Annotated in this window: 13 protein-coding genes and 2 tRNA genes; 7 read left to right on the top strand and 8 right to left on the bottom strand. The window is 65.9% G+C overall.

Features of this window, described 5'->3' with window-relative positions; genetic code table 11:
- Positions 1-40 precede the first annotated feature (40 nt).
- The 3 genes from ispE to F3K02_RS23790 are packed head-to-tail and all read right to left on the bottom strand — an operon-like array spanning position 41 to position 3,278.
- The gene (gene ispE, locus F3K02_RS23800; protein WP_177138722.1) at positions 41-946 is read right to left on the bottom strand and encodes a 4-(cytidine 5'-diphospho)-2-C-methyl-D-erythritol kinase; all 906 of its coding nucleotides are present in this window, start codon (positions 944-946) and stop codon (positions 41-43) included.
- Positions 943-1,455 (bottom strand): lipoprotein insertase outer membrane protein LolB, encoded by a 513-nt coding sequence (locus F3K02_RS23795; protein WP_177138720.1) that lies wholly within the window; start codon positions 1,453-1,455, stop codon positions 943-945. The genes ispE and F3K02_RS23795 overlap by 4 nt, the downstream gene beginning before the upstream one ends.
- Positions 1,452-3,278, bottom strand: coding sequence for a tetratricopeptide repeat protein (locus F3K02_RS23790; RefSeq protein WP_177138718.1), 1,827 nt, complete (start codon positions 3,276-3,278; stop codon positions 1,452-1,454). Before F3K02_RS23790 ends, F3K02_RS23795 begins: the two co-directional genes overlap by 4 nt.
- A gap of 93 nt (positions 3,279-3,371) precedes the next feature.
- Between F3K02_RS23790 and mutM the strand changes: the two genes are divergently transcribed.
- The 3 genes from mutM to mutY all read left to right on the top strand — a co-directional run bounded on the left by mutM (position 3,372) and on the right by mutY (position 7,327).
- The gene (mutM, locus tag F3K02_RS23785; RefSeq protein WP_177138716.1) at positions 3,372-4,187 is read left to right on the top strand and encodes a bifunctional DNA-formamidopyrimidine glycosylase/DNA-(apurinic or apyrimidinic site) lyase; all 816 of its coding nucleotides are present in this window, start codon (positions 3,372-3,374) and stop codon (positions 4,185-4,187) included.
- A gap of 46 nt (positions 4,188-4,233) precedes the next feature.
- Positions 4,234-6,168, top strand: coding sequence for a dynamin family protein (locus tag F3K02_RS23780; protein WP_177138714.1), 1,935 nt, complete (start codon positions 4,234-4,236; stop codon positions 6,166-6,168).
- A 61-nt stretch (positions 6,169-6,229) separates the two neighbouring features.
- Positions 6,230-7,327: an A/G-specific adenine glycosylase gene (mutY, locus tag F3K02_RS23775; protein WP_177138712.1), complete on the top strand. Its 1,098-nt coding sequence runs from the start codon at positions 6,230-6,232 to the stop codon at positions 7,325-7,327.
- 25 nt (positions 7,328-7,352) lie between these two features.
- Here mutY and rapZ read toward each other — a convergent pair whose 3' ends face one another.
- From rapZ to F3K02_RS23755, 4 genes are all read right to left on the bottom strand, one after another.
- Complete coding sequence (gene rapZ / locus F3K02_RS23770; RefSeq protein WP_177138710.1) at positions 7,353-8,321, bottom strand: RNase adapter RapZ; 969 nt, start codon at positions 8,319-8,321, stop codon at positions 7,353-7,355.
- A complete protein-coding gene (gene recN / locus F3K02_RS23765; RefSeq protein ID WP_177138708.1) occupies positions 8,318-9,961 on the bottom strand; it encodes a DNA repair protein RecN in 1,644 nt (547 codons plus the stop codon). The genes rapZ and recN overlap by 4 nt, the downstream gene beginning before the upstream one ends.
- A 56-nt stretch (positions 9,962-10,017) precedes the next feature.
- Complete coding sequence (locus tag F3K02_RS23760; RefSeq protein WP_177138705.1) at positions 10,018-10,935, bottom strand: NAD kinase; 918 nt, start codon at positions 10,933-10,935, stop codon at positions 10,018-10,020.
- Between the two features lie 77 nt (positions 10,936-11,012).
- Positions 11,013-12,008, bottom strand: coding sequence for a porin (locus tag F3K02_RS23755; protein WP_177138703.1), 996 nt, complete (start codon positions 12,006-12,008; stop codon positions 11,013-11,015).
- 214 nt (positions 12,009-12,222) lie between these two features.
- Between F3K02_RS23755 and hrcA the strand changes: the two genes are divergently transcribed.
- The 4 genes from hrcA (at position 12,223) to greB (ending at position 14,103) form a co-directional block, all read left to right on the top strand.
- Positions 12,223-13,248, top strand: coding sequence for a heat-inducible transcriptional repressor HrcA (gene hrcA, locus F3K02_RS23750; protein ID WP_177138701.1), 1,026 nt, complete (start codon positions 12,223-12,225; stop codon positions 13,246-13,248).
- Positions 13,249-13,282: 34 nt separating this feature from the next.
- A tRNA-Ile gene (locus tag F3K02_RS23745) sits at positions 13,283-13,359 on the top strand.
- 29 nt (positions 13,360-13,388) lie between these two features.
- Positions 13,389-13,465: transfer RNA gene (locus tag F3K02_RS23740), tRNA-Arg, on the top strand.
- Between the two features lie 74 nt (positions 13,466-13,539).
- The gene (greB, locus tag F3K02_RS23735) at positions 13,540-14,103 is read left to right on the top strand and encodes a transcription elongation factor GreB (protein WP_177138698.1); all 564 of its coding nucleotides are present in this window, start codon (positions 13,540-13,542) and stop codon (positions 14,101-14,103) included.
- A 13-nt stretch (positions 14,104-14,116) separates the two neighbouring features.
- On the opposite strand, the gene F3K02_RS23730 is transcribed toward greB, so the two are convergent.
- A complete protein-coding gene (locus F3K02_RS23730; RefSeq protein WP_177138696.1) occupies positions 14,117-16,366 on the bottom strand; it encodes a RelA/SpoT family protein in 2,250 nt (749 codons plus the stop codon).
- Positions 16,367-16,377: the final 11 nt, after the last annotated feature.

Below are 16,377 nucleotides of genomic sequence, written 5' to 3'. Positions count from 1 at the left end.
GTTGCGCATCAACTGCCTGGGCTGTGCGCAAGCCGATATTCTAATCGCTGCACCAGTCAAGCAATGGATGTGCATCCATGTTGCTGCATTCGCGGACAGTCCAGTCACCAGGGACAGGATGCTCATCCAGCGGATGCGGCATTTGCGCAAACACCGCGGTGCCCGATCCGGTCATGCGGCCTTGCAGGCCCTGAGCGGACAACCAGTCCAGGCATTGCCCCACTTCGGGACAGATCGCCTGGGCTGCGGGCTGAAGATCGTTGTGGCCGAAGTCCAGAATGCTCTGGATATCGAGCCGCGGCAGATCTTGTGTGTCGTTTGCAGCAAAGCCTTGGATTGTAGCAGTTTTTGTATCGCGCTTCAGCAAAGGTGAAGCAAAAATGCGTTGCGTGGACGCGCCGCCAGCCGGTTTGAGCACCAGAAACCGCGCAGGGGGCAATGAAATGGGCGTGATCTGTTCGCCGACACCCTCGACCCAGGCGTTGTGACCGCCGAGGAAAAAGGGGACGTCGGCCCCCAGCTGAAGACCGATGGCGGACAGCTCGTGTCGCTTCAGGCCCAGGCCCCAGAGCCGGTTGAGCGCCAGCAGCGTGCTCGCCGCGTCCGATGAACCGCCGCCCATGCCGGCTTCGGCTGGTATGCGCTTGTCCAGCGTGATGTGTGCGCCCAGGGTGCAGCCGGTGGCTTGCTGCAAGGCCCGGGCGGCGCGCAGCGTCAGGTCTTCGGCGGGCAACAGACCCGGCTGCAGGTCCTGGCGGCTGATGCCGCCGTCGGTGCGCAGCTCGACATCCAGCCGGTCGCACCAGTCGATGAGCATGAACACCGACTGCAGGAGGTGGTAGCCGTCGGCGCGGCGGCCCGTGATGTGCAGGAACAGGTTGAGCTTGGCCGGCGCGGGAACGCCGTGCAGGTGCTGCTGCACCGTGCGGGTGTGGACCGGTGTCATGGCTGGAAAATGATGCGCAGTTCGGCGGCGGGCAGCGGCAGTCGGCGGCGGGCGTTCACCCGCCCCTCGGGCTGGCGCGAGAGATCGGCTTGCCAGCCATCGGCCTCGCGGGCCTGGCCCTGGAGCCAGGCAAACAGGGCCGCCACGGGCAGCGCCGTGCCACCAAACTCGGTGGTCAGTTCGTCAAGGCTCTGGCGCTGAGTGACGCGTTCTCCCTGGTGCAACACGGCGCTGCCCGGCTGCCACTGCACCCGGGCCAGGGTGTTGCCCAGTGGCGAGTTCAGCATCAGTTCGCCCGCATCGGGTGAACCACGCAGATCGAAGCTGGCGGAATACGACTGGGGAGGGTCGCTCTCGACGTTCAGGGCCAGCCGCCCGCTCCAGAAAGCTTCACCCGGGGCGGCGCTGCGCTGGGGGGTGGCGCAACCGGTCAACAGGATCGCCGTGACCAGGCCCGCCAGCACCGCGTGGCGGCGTGACCACGCGCCCCGACCCGCGTCCAGGTTCATGGCTGGACACGCAGGCGTTTGAGGGTGCCTTGCAGGGTCTCGTTGTCGCTCGACAGCAGCAGGCCTTCGCGCCAGATCTTCAGGGCCTGTTCCCGTTGTCCCTGCGCCCACAGGACCTCGCCCAGATGGGCAGCGATCTCGGCATCGGGGCGTTTGACATAGGCGCTCTGGAGGATGTCCTGTGCGCGACGGACATTGCCCATCCGGAACTCCACCCAGCCCAGGCTGTCCTGGATGTAGGCGTCTTCGGGTGCGAGTTCGACGGCCTTTTCAATCAGCTGTTTGGCTTCGGGCAGGCGCACGCTGCGATCGGCCAGCGAGTAGCCCAGCGCGTTGTACGCGTGGTGGTGGTCCGGCTTGGTGGCGATCAGCTGGCGCAACAGGCTTTCCATCGCGTCCAGCCGGTTCGCCTTCTCGGCCATCATGGCCTGGTCGTAGATCAGGTCGTTGTCGTTCGGGAAGCGGGTGACGGCTTCGCCATACACCTCGTAGGCCTGCTGCCAGTCCTTGAAGTCGCGCAGCAGCTGGGCCTCGGCGACGAGCTTCAGGCGCGCATCTTCTGGGCGGCGCTCGGGCTGGTTGCGCAGCAGGGCGCGCGCCTGGGCCATCTGTCCCTGGCGTGCCAGCAACGAAGCGCGGCGCATCTGGGCCGCCATGATTTCGTCGGCATTTTCAATCCGGTCCAGCCAGGCGTTGGCGGCCACAAAGTCTTTCTGCTTCTCGGCCATCTGGGCCATCAGCAGATAGGCCTGGGTCAGGCCACGGGCGCTGCGCTCGTCTCCGGACTGGCGGGCCAGGGCCATGTATTTCTGCAGCGAAGCGGTGGCGGCTGCGTGGGAGGTGCTGTCCTGCACCTGCAGCGAGGCCAGCAGCAGCCAGGGTTCGGGCAGGTCGGGTTGGGCCTGGGTCAGGCGCTCCAGCAGGGCACGGGCTTCGGCGTTGCGCTGCAGGTCGAGCAGGATGCGCGCGTAGGTCAGGGCCACCGTGGTGCCGTTGGCGGCGGAGGGTGGGCTGGCCTGCAGTTGCACGCGCACCAAGGCCTCGGCGTCTTTCTGACCCCGTTCCATCAACTCCAGCGCGAGCAGGGCAGGAAACACCGATCCGGGCTCGGCCGCTTGTGCCTGACGGACCGACTCCAGCGCCGGGGCGAGCTGGTCCTGCGCCAGTTCCATGCGCCCCAGCGTGGTCCAGGCCGCCGCTGCGTTTTCGGAAACTTTGAGCGAGGGCGTCAGTGCTTCGCGCACCACTTTCAGCGCGAGGGCTTTGTCGGCGACGCGGGCATAGGTTTGTGGAATCGCATTGATGGTGTCGTTGCGTTCGGCGACTGGCGAGCGGGCGAGCAGGGAGCGCAGGACCGGGCCGGTTTCGCCGGGTCGGTTGAGCGCCAGCAGGATTTGCAGCACGAAGCGGTCTGCGTCCAGCGAATCGGGCAGGTCTTTGGACCAGGCCTGGGCCGCAGTCAGGGCCGCTTCGCCCGAGCGGGCCTGCAGGGCGATGTCCACCGCCCGCCGGTACAGCTGGGCGTCATGCTGTTTGCGCGCCGCGTCGAGGAAGTACGAATAGCCGGTGCCGGGGTCACCGGCACCGACGTTGAGTTCACCCAGCAACAGCTGGTAGAACAACGGCGCATCCAGGTCGGAATTGCGCACCTCGGGTGTTTCGGTGGCCGCAGGGGCGGGATCCACGGGGGCCGGTGTGCCTTGGGCCAGAGAGGCAAAGGCGCCCGCCAGCAGCGATGCGCCCAACAGGCCGCGAAGCCACCAGACGAGGGGTTTCAGGCGCCCGTGGGCCAGGGTGGCGACGGGGCTGTGCAGGGTATTCATTCGTTCATGATAATGGAAGGGTGGATCGGTACGGGGTCTGATCCGAAGGCCTTTGAACCGTTCCGGTATCCACCGAAAAAAGCACCTCGCTCCATGCCCGAACTGCCCGAAGTTGAAGTCACCCGCCGGAGTTTTGCCGATCGCATCGCGGGTGCCCGGGTGCTGGGGGTGCAGGTGGGCAAGCCCCTGCGCTGGCCGCTGGGGTGTGCGCCCGAGGCACTGATCGGGCAAAACGTGGGCAGTGTCACGCGGCGTGGCAAATACCTGCTGCTGCACCTGGATCGGGGTTTGTTGCTGTTGCACCTGGGCATGTCGGGCAGCCTGCAGTTTGCGCCGGCGCTGGCGCCCCGCGGGGTGCACGACCATTTTGAGCTGCAGACCAGCCGCGGCACGCTGCGGCTGCACGATCCACGGCGCTTTGGCGCTGTGGTGCATGCCGAGTCGCTGGCCGATCCGCGGGCGCTCAAGTTGCTGGGCGGGCTGGGTGTGGAGCCCCTGGAAGTCGGGTTTGATCCCGTCATGTTCCATCAGGCCCTGCAGCAACGCCGCGCCAGCGTCAAGCAGGTGCTGTTGGCGGGCGACATCGTCGTGGGCGTGGGCAACATCTACGCGTCGGAAGCGCTGTTCATGGCGGGTTTGCGCCCCACGCTGAGGGCTGACCGGATCAGCCGGCCCCGGGCGGTTCGCCTGCATGGCGCCATCGTGGCGGTGTTGCAGCGCGCGCTGGCCCTGGGCGGGAGCACATTGCGTGATTTTTCCAGCGCCGAGGGGCAGACCGGTTATTTCCAGCTCGACGCCATGGTGTACGGTCGGGAGGGGCAGGCCTGCCGGGTTTGTGCGACGCCGATCCGGGCCATCCGGCAGGGCCAGCGTTCCACTTTTTTCTGCCCACAATGCCAGCGCTCCTGACAGCCAGGCCGATGCTATATTGCCCAATACGCAGAAAAAAAGTTACATGACTTTCAATCAGGAATTTGACGAGCACGGTGTTTGGCGCAAGCAGTTTGCCCTGCGACTCAAGCTCCTGTCCGAATGGCTGAGCGACCACGACCTGCTGGAGGCGGGGGTGCGCGAGCGGCTCGACCAGCTGCACGCCCAGGTCAAGAACGACAAGATGATGGTGGCCTTCGTGGCCGAGTTCTCGCGTGGCAAGTCCGAGCTGATCAATGCGGTGTTTTTCGCCGGCTATGGGCGGCGCATCATGCCGGCCAGCGCAGGGCGCACCACCATGTGCCCCACCGAACTGGGCTACGACGCTGAAGTACCGCCCTGCCTGCGGCTGCTGCCGATCGAAACCCGGTTGCAACCCCAGTCGCTGCTGGACTGGCGCAATGCGCCCGACAAATGGGAGCGGGTGGACCTGGACGTCAACGATCCCCAGCAACTCGCGCGTGCGATCCAGAAGGTTGCCGAAGTGCGCCGTGTCAGCCAGGCTGAGGCCGCTTCCCTGGGTTTCTGGAACGACGAGACGCCGAACGAAAACCCCCTGGTCGGTTCGGACGGCTTGATCGAAGTTCCCAAGTGGCGCCATGCCCTGATCAACATGGCGCATCCACTGCTCAAGCAGGGTCTGGTGATCCTGGACACCCCGGGACTCAACGCCATCGGTGCCGAGCCCGAGCTGACTGTCAGCCTGCTGCCCCAGGCGCACGCGGTGGTTTTCATCCTGGCGGCCGACACCGGTGTGACCAAGTCCGATCTCGGCATCTGGCGGGAGCACCTTTCCGTGGTGGGCGAGGACAAGGCGACGCGCCTGGTGGTGCTCAACAAGATCGACACCATGTGGGACGCGCTGAGCTCACCCGAGCAGGTGCAGCTGCAGATTGCGTCGCAGCGCTCCGATTCGGCCGAGATACTGGGCCTGTCGCCACAACAGGTGCTGGCGGTGTCGGCGCAAAAAGGTCTGCTGGCCAAGGTCAGCCGGGACGACAAACTGCTGCAGGCGAGCAACCTGATGGAACTCGAAACCGCCCTGGGCGAAGGTTTGCTGGGCCAGCGCCGGCGCATCCTGGCCGATGCGGTGTCCAAAGGCATCCAGTCGCTGCGCCAGGAAACCGGGCGTCTGGTGCACACGCGGGCCCGCGACATCCTGGAGCAGGTTCAGGAACTCGACGGTCTGCGTGGCAAGAACACCAGCGTGATCAAGCAGATGCGGCTGCGCATCGAGCAGGAGCAGGCCGACTTTGATGCCAGCGGCGCCAAGATCCAGGCGGTGCGTTCGGTGCACCTGCGCCTGCTCAAAGACCTGTTTGCCCAGTTGGGCAACACACACCTCAAGAGCCGCGTGTCGGAGCTGGCGCGTGCGCTCAAGCAGCCAGGCATCAAGCTCGGTGTGCGGCGCGCCTATGGCAAGACCTTCGAGCGGCTGGCCGTTGATCTGAACCGGGCGGATCAGTTGGCGGCAGAGATCCAGTCCATGTTGGAGGGCAGCTTCAAGAACCTGAACGCGGAATACGGGTTTTCTTTGCAACCGCCCACGCCGCCCCAGCTTTCGGCCTACCACAAAGACCTCGCGCTGATCGAAAAAAGCCACCTGCAATACCTGAGCCTGGGCAACGCCTTGCGACTGGCGCAACCGGAATTTGCCGAGCGGCTGGCGCGCGCGCTCATGAGCCGTCTGCGCGTGGTGTACGACACCGCGGTCAACGAAGTGGAGCTCTGGAACAAGTCGGCCGCGGCCCAGCTTGATGCGCAATTGCGCGAGCGTCGGCGCAACTTCACCCGCCGCATCGAAGCCGTCTCGCGCATCCAGCAGGCTGCGGGCGGGCTGGATGAGCGCATCCGTGAGTTGCAGAGCCAGCAGAGCCAGCTGAACCTGACCGACGCCAAGCTGGCCGAACTGACCAACCACCTGCTCGCCGAGCCCGAAGCCGAAGCCATTGCGGCATGAGCGCCGCCCGGCCGTTCCGAAGGCGCTCAGCCCCGCAGTGCGCAGCACGGAGGGTCGTCCAATGAGCGGCACGCCGGGCCAGGAGCCTGCGGTTGCCAGCGCCGCCCTGCCCACCGGATTTGCAACGGTGCTGATGCGGTGGCAGCGCCACAGCGGGCGCCATGGGCTGCCCTGGCAGGGCACGCACGATCCCTACCGCGTGTGGCTGTCCGAAGTCATGCTGCAACAGACACAGGTCAGCACGGTGTTGGACTACTACCCGCGCTTCCTGTCCCGGTTTCCGGATGTGCAGGCCCTGGCCCGCGCAACGCCCGATGAGGTGATGGCGCTCTGGAGTGGCCTGGGTTACTACAGCCGGGCGCGCAACCTGCACCGATGTGCCCAGGTGGTGGTGGCGCAGCACGCCGGGGTCTTTCCGTCAACGTCCAGCGAGCTGCAGACCCTCCCGGGCATTGGCGCGTCGACGGCGGCAGCCATTGCGGCGTTCTGCCATGGCGAGCGGGTGTCGATTCTGGATGGCAATGTGCGGCGCGTGCTCACGCGCCTGCTGGCGTTTGACGGTGATCTGGCGCAGGCGGCGCAGCAGCGCCGTCTGTGGGAGATCGCGCAGACCTTGTTGCCTGAGCAACCCGCAGCGGGCGACATGGTGGCCTACACGCAAGGACTGATGGACCTGGGCGCCACGCTGTGTTCGCGCAGCCGGCCGTCGTGTGCGGCGTGCCCGGTGCTGGCCCTGTGCCGGTCGGGCCAGGACGGCACGGCCAGCCGCTATCCCGTCAAGACCCGGACCCTCAAGCGGCGGCACGAAAGCTGGTGGCTGCTGTTGCTGCGTTCACCGTCGGACGACGGGACACACCGGGTCTGGCTGGAACGGCGTCCGAACCAGGGCATCTGGGCCGGACTGTTTTGCACGCCTGTGTTTGCTGACGAAGCCGCGGCCCTGGCGACGCTGCCCCCGAACACCGCCCGCATGCGGGCCCTGTCGCCGGTGGCCCACAGCCTCACGCACCGTGAACTGCGCCTGCACCCGCTGCTGCTGGACCTGCCGCCATCGGTGTCGCCAGCGGGTGCCGACGGGCGCTGGGTGGCGTTGGGGGGCATCGATGCCCTGGGGTTGCCGGCGCCCGTGCGGCAGTTGCTGGTGCAATTGCCCGACTGAACCACAGCGCTGAACCAACGCGCGTTCAGGTCTGGCGCGTCTTCGCTTCGGGTGTTGCGGACCTCGCGGGAGCCGGCCAGCCATCGATCTCGCGATGGCGCAAGCGGGTGGCCCAGTCGGTCGCAAAGACCTGCGCCAGACGCTCGACCAGGTAGACCGAGCGGTGCTGCCCGCCCGTGCAGCCGATGGCCACGGTGACATAACTGCGGTGGTCTCTCAGCATGTGGGGCAGCCAGTGGCGCAGGAATGCGCCGATCTGCTGTTCCATGGTCAACACCTCGGCCTGTTCGGCCAGGTAGCGCGCCACCGGTTCGTCGCGCCCGGTCAGTGGCTTGAGCTCGGGTTCGTAGTGCGGGTTGGGCAGCATGCGCACGTCGAAGACAAAGTCGGCGTCCATCGGTACGCCCCGTTTGAACGCGAAGGATTCGAAGACCAGGGTGAGCGGGGCTTGCCCCGTGCCCAGCAGGTCCTTGATGTGGCTGCGCAGCTGGGCCGGCCGGATGAGGCTGGTGTCGAGCACCAGTGCACGTTCGCGCAACTCGGACAGCAGTTCGCGTTCGTGTTCGATGGCGTCGGTGAGCGCGCGGTACTGGTCGTCGGTCTGTTTGAGCGAGAGCGGATGCAGGCGCCTGGTTTCGGAGAAACGCCTCACCAGGGTGTCGGTGGTCGCGTCCAGGAACACGGTGCGCAGGTGCACGTCCTGTCCAGCCTGGTTCTTGATTTGTTCCAGCCGGTCAGGCAGTCCCGGCAGCGAGGCCGCGCTGCGCACATCCATGGCGATGGCGACCTTGCTGGCCCGGTGACTTTGCTCCAGCGCGATGAACGGGACCAGCAACTCGGGCGGCAGGTTGTCCACGCAATAGAAGCCCAGGTCTTCCAGTGCGGTCAGCGCGATCGACTTGCCCGAGCCCGACATGCCGGTGATCAGCACCAGCTCGATCACGAGGGGCGCTTCGGCGGGTTCTGCGGTGGGCGGGCGTACGGTGGCGATCATGGGGTGAGCAACTCGCGGGCGTGGGCGAGCGAAACTTCGGAGCGTTCGCTGCCGCCGAGCATGCGCGCGAGCTCCACCACCCGGTGATCGCGGGTGATGGGGGCGACCGTGCTCAGGGTCTGCTGGCCCTGTTGCTGTTTGCTCACCAGCAGGTGGTGGTCGGCACAGGCGGCGACCTGGGGCAGGTGGGTCACGGCGAGCACCTGGCGGTCCTGCCCCAGCTGGCGCAGCAACTGGCCCACGGTGTGGGCGACGGCGCCACCGATGCCGGAGTCCACTTCGTCAAAGATCAAGGTGGGCGCCTGGCCCAGCTGGCTGGTGACGACCGAGATGGCGAGCGCGATGCGCGAGAGCTCGCCGCCCGACGCCACCTTGCCCACCGGGCGCGGGCTCACGCCTGCGTGGCCCGCCACCAGAAACTCCACCTGTTCCCAGCCGTGGGCCTGGGGCTCGTCGAGCTTTTGCAGCGCCACCTCGAAGCGGCCGCCCTGCAAGCCCAGGGTCTGCATGGTTTCGGTGACCGCTTTGGAGAGTCTGGGGGCGGCCTGCTGTCGCCGTTTGCTCAGCGTCTGCAGTTCGGCTGCGAAAGCCTGCCAGGCCCCTCGCTCGGCCGCGTTCAGGGCGGCCAGATCCAGGGCCTGGTCCACGCCGGCGAGTTCCGACTTCCACTGCGCATGCAGCGCGGCCAGTTCTTCGGGGGGCCGGCGGTAGCGCCGGGCGAGCGACATCCAGAGCCCCAGCCGTTCGTCCAGCACGGCCAGGCTGGCGGGGTCCAGGTCGGTGCGGCGGCTGTACTGGTGCAGGCTGTGCACGGTGTCTTGCACCTGGGCGAGGGCGGCTTCCAGCGCTTCCACCGGCGCGCTGAACTGCGGCTCGATGCCGGCCTGGGCCTGCAAGGCTGAAAGCGCCCGGTGGATCAACGCTGCGGCACTGGACTCTTCTTCTTCCAGCGCCAGCGTGGCCGCGTTGGCCGCGTCCAGCAAGGCCTGCGCATTGGCCAGGCGGCTGTGCTGGCTGTTGAGTTCTTCCCACTCGCCCGCCGCGGGCTGGAGCTTGTCGAGTTCGGCGATCTGCCAGGCCAGCCGTTCGCTCTCCTGCTGCAGGGTGCTCTGGCGCTCGGTGGCCGTTTCCAGCGCCTTGCGGCGCAGGCGCCACTGGGTCCAGGCCTGGGTGGCGGCCGTGGAGTCGATGCCGGCATAACCGTCGAGCAGGGCCCGCACGGCATCGGACCGGGTCAGGCTTTGCCAGGCGTGCTGGCCATGGATGTCCACGAGGTCGTTCGCCAGGGCCTTGAGCTGCGCCATGGTGGCGGCGCTGCCGTTGATCCAGGCGCGACTGCGGCCATCGGTGTCCACGGTGCGCCGCACCAGCAGGCTGTCTTCGCGGCTGAAGCCTTGCTCGTCCAGCCAGGGCGCCAGATGGGGCGGCAGATCAAATTCAGCAGCAATCTCGCACCGCGAGGCACCCTCTCGCACCACGCCGCTGTCGGCCCGCGCACCCAGGGCCAGCTGCAGGGCGTCGATCAGGATGGACTTGCCGGCGCCGGTCTCCCCCGTGAGCACGCAAAAGCCCGGGTTCAGTTCCAGGTCCAGCGACTGCACGATGACGAAGTCGCGCAAAACGATGCGTCTGAGGCTCATGGCATGAAATGGAGAGGAACAACGGTGGATGAAGCGGTCGTATTTTGACCGGTATTTCAGCCGCCTTCGTTCCAGTGCAGTTTCTTGCGCAGCGTGTCGAAGTAGCTCCAGCCCGCAGGGTGCAGCAGGCGCAGGGTGTGCTCGGAGCGCCGCACCACGATGCGGTCACCGTGCAGCAGGCTGGTGAGGGATTGCATGTCGAAATTGGCGCTGGCGTCTTTGCCCGACACGATCTCGACCGCCACTTCGCAGTGCGCCGGCAACACGATGGGGCGGTTGGACAGCGTGTGCGGGGCGATCGGCACCATCACCCAGCCGCCGATGGCCGGGTGCAGCAGGGGACCGCCGGCCGACAGGGAGTAGGCGGTCGAGCCGGTGGAGGTGGCGATGATCAGGCCGTCGGCGCGCTGGTTGGCCACGAAATGGCCGTCCACTTCCACGCGCAGCTCGATCATGCTGGCCACGCCACCGCGGTTGACCACCACGTCGTTGAGTGCGGTGGCCTCGAACACGCAGCGACCGTCGCGCCAGACGCTGGCGGCCATCAGGGCGCGGGGGTCTTCTTCGTATGCGCCGTGCAGGATGGCGTGCAGCTTTTCTCGGTAGCTGCCGAAGGGGATGTCGGTGATGAAGCCCAGACGGCCCTGGTTGATGCCCACCAGCGGAACGCCGTAGCGTGCGAGCTGTCGACCGATGCCCAGCATGGTGCCGTCGCCACCGACCACCAGCGCGAGATCGCAGGCCTGACCGATGGCGGGCACGTCCAGTGCGGGGTATTGCATCAGGCCGGTGTTGAGCGCGGTATCGCGCTCCAGCGAGACATCGCAGCCTTCGTCGTGCAGGAAGTGGGCGACTTCGTCCACCACGTCGCGTGAACCGGGAGCCTGGTACTTGCCAATGATGGCCACGTGCGAAAAACGCAGGTTCGGCGCGACCGCGGCGGGCGCAGAACGGGTATCGGGGTGCAGGCTCATGAGCAAATTACAACATAGCCTCACAGGCGGGCAGCGCCTGAAAACCCTTGTCTTCAGGCGCTGTGCAGCGACCCGGCTCAGAAGCGGTGGCGGATGCCCAGCGAGTAGCCCGAGCCGCTGGACAGGCCTTCGACCTTGTCGTTCATGCCCACGGCGTACAGCTCGGTGCGTTTGGACAGCGCGTGCACATAACCCAGCGACAGGGTCTTGCGATCTGCGCCGCTCTCGGGGCTGATCTGACCCCACTGCGCCAGCAGCGCGCCCGCGCCGATGGGAATGCGCGCGCCCAGGCCGCTAATCTTGTAGGTGTTGGGCGTGCTCAGGTTTTCGACTTCGCCGTACTGCGCGAATGCCTTGACCACGCCGAAGTCGTAGGAGCCGCCGAGCTGGGTGGTGCGGGTGTCGGCCACCGGGGTGGCGCCGTCTTTCTTCACACGCTGGATCACGAGCGAGGCCGACACGGGGCCTGCGCCGTAGCCAACGTTGGCGCTCCAGTTGCCGCCGTTGCTGACGGTCGAGCCGCTGTTCTTGTTGGCACCGGCGAGGCCGAAACGCACACCGCCGAAGGTCGGGCTGGCGTAGGCGAAGGAGTCGCTCCAGCCGGTGTCGCCGGTGGTGGTGCCGCTGGTGAAGTAGTGGCGGATGCTGGGGGAGTAGCCGAACGAGTCGCCGAAGGCGTTGTACATCAGCGTGGACACGAACAGCGCCGTGGTGTTGCGCCCGAAGGTCATCGTGCCGTAGTCCGTGTGGGACAGGCCCACATTGGCGGAGCGTGCGAAGGCGGTGTCGCCGTCGAACCGCCCCTGGGCGCCGGTGTGGGCGCGCATGAAGCTCTCCAGCTTGAACACCGCTGACAGGCCGCCGCCCAGAGCTTCCTTGCCGCCAAAACCGAAATAGCTGGTGGTCATCTTGCCGCTGTCCACGGTCTTGACCGAGGAGCCACCCGGCGCCTTGGTCGAGCCCATGCTGAGGTCGAGCAGGCCATAGACCGACACCGAGCTCTGGGCCTGCGCGCCGAGTGCGGTCAGGAAAACGGCCGAGCCCAGGGCCAGGTGTTTGAAAGCAGATTGCATGAGATTTTTCTCCAGATGAGCAACAGGTTGGGAATACGTCAAAAGCCATCTGCTTGCTGCACCAGGGAAGGGCGTTTGGAAACCCTTGGTGCACGAAACGGCGCTACAGATGACCTAGCGTTGCTTTCAGCAATTCGTGTGCCAGTGAATACAGTTGTTGTGTACAAAACGCACCGGACCGTGTTGGGTCGCTGCGCATCCTTAGAATGGCTGCATGCTGGATGACCGCGCCAAACTGCTGCTCAAGGCTCTCGTCGAGCGATACATCGCCGACGGGCAGCCCGTGGGTTCGCGCACGCTGGCCAAGGCCGCGGGGCTGGAGCTTTCGCCGGCCACCATCCGCAACGTCATGAGCGACCTGGAAGAACTGGGTCTCATCGCGAGTCCGCACACCTCGGCGGGCCGCATTCCCACGGCGCGGGGCTACCGGCTTTTTGTCGACACGATGCTCACGGTGCGGCGGGAAGGATTCCCCCCGGTGAGCGACATGGGGACGCACGGCATCGAAGCCGGGCAGCCCCAGCGCGTCATCAGCAACGCGGCCCAGATGCTGTCCAGCCTGTCGCACTTTGTGGGCGTCGTGATGGCGCCGCGGCGCGCCTCGGTGTTCCGGCACATCGAATTCCTGAGCCTGTCCGAACGCCGCGTGCTGGTGATCCTGGTGTCGCCCGATGGCGATGTGCAGAACCGCATCATCCACACCCAGGTGAACTTCAGCCAGACCCAGTTGCAGGAGGCGGCCAACTTCCTCAATGCCCACTACTCGGGGCTGACGATGGAAGAGGTGCGGGCGCGCCTGAAGGTGGAAGTGGATGCCCTGCGGGGCGAGATCGCTTCGCTGATGCAGGCCGCGGTGGACATCGGCGAGGACGCCAAGGGAGAGCAGGACGAAGTGGTGGTCTCGGGTGAACGGAACCTGCTGTCGGTGAGCGAGTTTTCCAGCGACATGGGCAATCTGCGGCGCATGTTCGACCTGTTCGAGCAGAAGACGCAACTCATCCGCCTGCTCGACGTCTCGGCGCAGGCCGACGGCGTGCGCATCTACATCGGTGGCGAGAGCCAGGTGGTGCCGTTCGAAGCCCTGTCGGTGGTCACCGCACCCTACGAGGTGGATGGCCAGGTGGTGGGCACACTGGGTGTGATCGGACCGCAGCGCATGCCCTACGACCGCATGATCCAGATCGTCGACGTGACGGCCAAGCTGGTGAGCAACGCCCTGAGCCATGGCAAGCCCGGCTGAAGCCGGTAGCCAACCCCTACAATCGTCGCCTTGTGGGCCGTTAGCTCAGTTGGTTAGAGCAGAGGACTCATAATCCTTTGGTCGTTGGTTCAAGTCCAACACGGCCTACCAAAAAAACCCGTGCTATAATTCAAAGCTTAGCGGCTGTAGCTCAGCTGGATAGAGTACTTGGCTACGAACCAAGGGGTCGTGGGTTCAATTCCTGCCAGCCGCACCAAATGGAAAGCCTGCAGCCAAAAGCTGCAGGCTTTTTCGTTTCTGTCGCACCCATCGACCAGGAGCCCCGCATTCATGAGCAAGGCTTTCACCCGCGAGTCCGATTCCCAGGACGGGCAGGACGGTGACGACCTGCCGGCTCCAGCCCCGGCACCCAGCGGCATCAACTACATCACCCGCACGGGCTACGAGCGGCTGCGCAGCGAACTGTTCACCCTGATCGACGACGAGCGCCCCAGGATCGTTGAGATCGTGCACTGGGCGGCCAGCAACGGCGACCGCTCCGAAAACGGCGATTACCTCTATGGCAAGAAGCGCCTGCGCGAGATCGACCGCCGCATCCGCTTTCTGACCCAGCGCCTGGAGATCGCCGAGGTGGTCGACTCGTCGATGCACCACGGGGGTGAACAGGTGTTTTTTGGCGCCACGGTCTGCTATGCCGACGGGACCGGCGCTGAAACCACCGTCACCATCCTGGGCGTGGATGAGGCCGACAGCGCCCAGGGCCAGATCAGCTGGGTTTCACCGGTGGCGCGGGCCCTGCTCAAGGCCCGTGTGGGCGACGTGGTGCGTCTGGTCGTGCCGGGCGGGGTGCAGGAACTGGAGATACTGTCGGTGGAATACCCGGCGGCACCCTGAGCCCAGCGGGGTGTCAGGGCTTGTAGCGCTGGGCCTTGAGGACCGAGGTGGTGCGTTTGAGGCTGCGCAGCACGTCGGCCAGGTGCTGGCGGTCGCGCACCGAGATCGAGAACCGGATGTCGGTGGCGGTCTGGGCGGGTTCGTCGCCCATGTCCACGTGGGTGATGTCGGCTTCGGCCGCTGCGATGGCCGAAGCCACGCGCGCCAGCACGCCTTTGCCGTTGGTCACGGTGACGAGCACCATGGTTTCGAACGGGCGCACCGGTTCGTCGGCCCACTCCACCTGCAGGAAACGCTCGCTGTCGCGCGCGAGCAGGCGTTTGCCCGTGGGGCAGTCTTCGGCGTGCACCGTCAGGCCTTCGCCGCGCCCCAGATAGCCCACGATGCGGTCCCCCGGAATGGGTTTGCAGCACGGGGCGTATTGCACCGACAGGCCTTCGCTGCCGTCCAGGCTGACCACGCCCTGGGAGACCGATTCGTCTTCTCCGCTGGCGTAGCGTTCGGTGCTGATCAGCAAGGCGTCGGGTTTGAGCCCGGTTTCTGCCAGCAGCACCGCAAGTTTCTTGCCCACCATGCTGGCGATGCGCTTGCCCATGCCGATGTCCGATAGCAGTTCACTGCGCGTCTTGTTGCCGGTGAAGCGCAGCAGCTTTTCCCAGGTGGCCTTGTAGGGGCCGTCTTCGGTCGGCAGGGGTGCGATGCCTTCGGAGCGCAGGGCCTGACCCAGCATGCGTTCGCCCAGTTCGTTCGATTTTTCCTGCGCCAGTGTCTTGAGGTGGTGGCGGATCTTGGAGCGCGCGCGCCCGGTCTTCACGAACGAGAGCCAGGCAGGATTGGGCTCCGCGCTGTCGCTGGTGATGATTTCGACGATGTCCCCGTTGTTCAGTTCGGTGCGCAGGGGCCGCTGTTCGCCATTGATCCGGACGGCCACCGCCCGGTTGCCCACGCCGCTGTGGATCGCGTAGGCGAAGTCCATCACGGTGGCACCGCGCGGCAGCGCCATGATCTTGCTCTTGGGGGTGAACACGTAGACCGCGTCGGGGAACAGGTCGATCTTGATGTGGTCCCAGAACTCGCTGGCGTCGTGGGTTTCCTGCTGGATGTCCAGCAGCGACTGCAGCCACTGCGTGCCCAGGTGTTGCGAGGTGTCGCTGTTGGGCTCGCTGGCCTTGTAGAGCCAGTGGGCCGCCACGCCGGATTCGGCCACCACGTCCATGGCGTGGGTGCGCAGCTGGAATTCGATGTTGGTGCCGAAGGGGCCGATCAGCGTGGTGTGCAGCGACTGGTAGCCATTGACCTTGGGAATGGCGACGTAGTCGCGGAACTTGCCGGGCAAGGGCTTGTAGAGCTGGTGCAACACGCCCATGGCGGTGTAGCAATCGGAGAGCTCGGGCACGACGATGCGAAAACCGTAGATGTCGGTCACCTGCGAGAACGACAGGTGTTTGCTGTCCATCTTGCGGTAGACGGAATAGAGCGTCTTCTCGCGACCCATGATGCGCACGGAGAGGCCAAATTGCCGGAACGCGGTGTCCACCTCGCCCTGGACGCGGGCGATCAGGTCTTTGCGGCGGTTGCGCGATTTGTTCAGCGCCTTGGACAGGACTTCGTAGCGCCAGGGGTTCAGGAAACGGAAGGCAAGGTCCTGCAGCTCGCGGTAGGTGAAGTTCAGGCCGAGGCGGTGCGCGATCGGGGCGTAGATCTCCAGCGTCTCGCTGCTGATGCGCTTCCATTTGCTGCGCGGCATGTCGCCCATGGTGCGCATGTTGTGGGTGCGGTCGGCCAGCTTGATCAGGATGACGCGCACATCCTTGGCCATGGCCAGCAGCATCTTGCGAAACGATTCGGCCTGGTTCTGTTCCCGGGTGTCGAACTCCAGCTTTTCGAGCTTGGTCAGTCCGTCGACCAGGTCGGCCACCGGCGCGCCAAACCGTTCCACCAGGTCCTGTTTGGTGACACCGCAGTCTTCGATGGCGTCGTGCATCAGCGCGGCCATCAGGGCCTGGGCATCGAGCTTCCATTCGGCGCACTGGGCGGCGACGGCGATCGGGTGGGTGATGTAAGGGTCGCCGTTCTTGCGCATCTGGCCCAGGTGGGCTTCATCGGCAAAACGGTAGGCCTGACGCACGTTTTCGATCTCGCCCGCGCTCAGGTAATCCAGCTTGCCGACCAGTGCGGCAAAGCTGGCCGCAGCCGCACTGGCCGCAGGGCTGGCCTGGCCATTAGCGGGTTTGACGATGACCGGATCGGCGGCGGTTGGCATCCCAGTACTTT

This window comes from Hydrogenophaga aromaticivorans, from assembly GCF_013387465.1.
GTDB lineage: Bacteria > Pseudomonadota > Gammaproteobacteria > Burkholderiales > Burkholderiaceae_C > Hydrogenophaga > Hydrogenophaga aromaticivorans.
The sequence above is the reverse complement of the archived record's forward strand: the minus strand, read 5'-3'. Positions and strand labels throughout refer to the sequence as shown.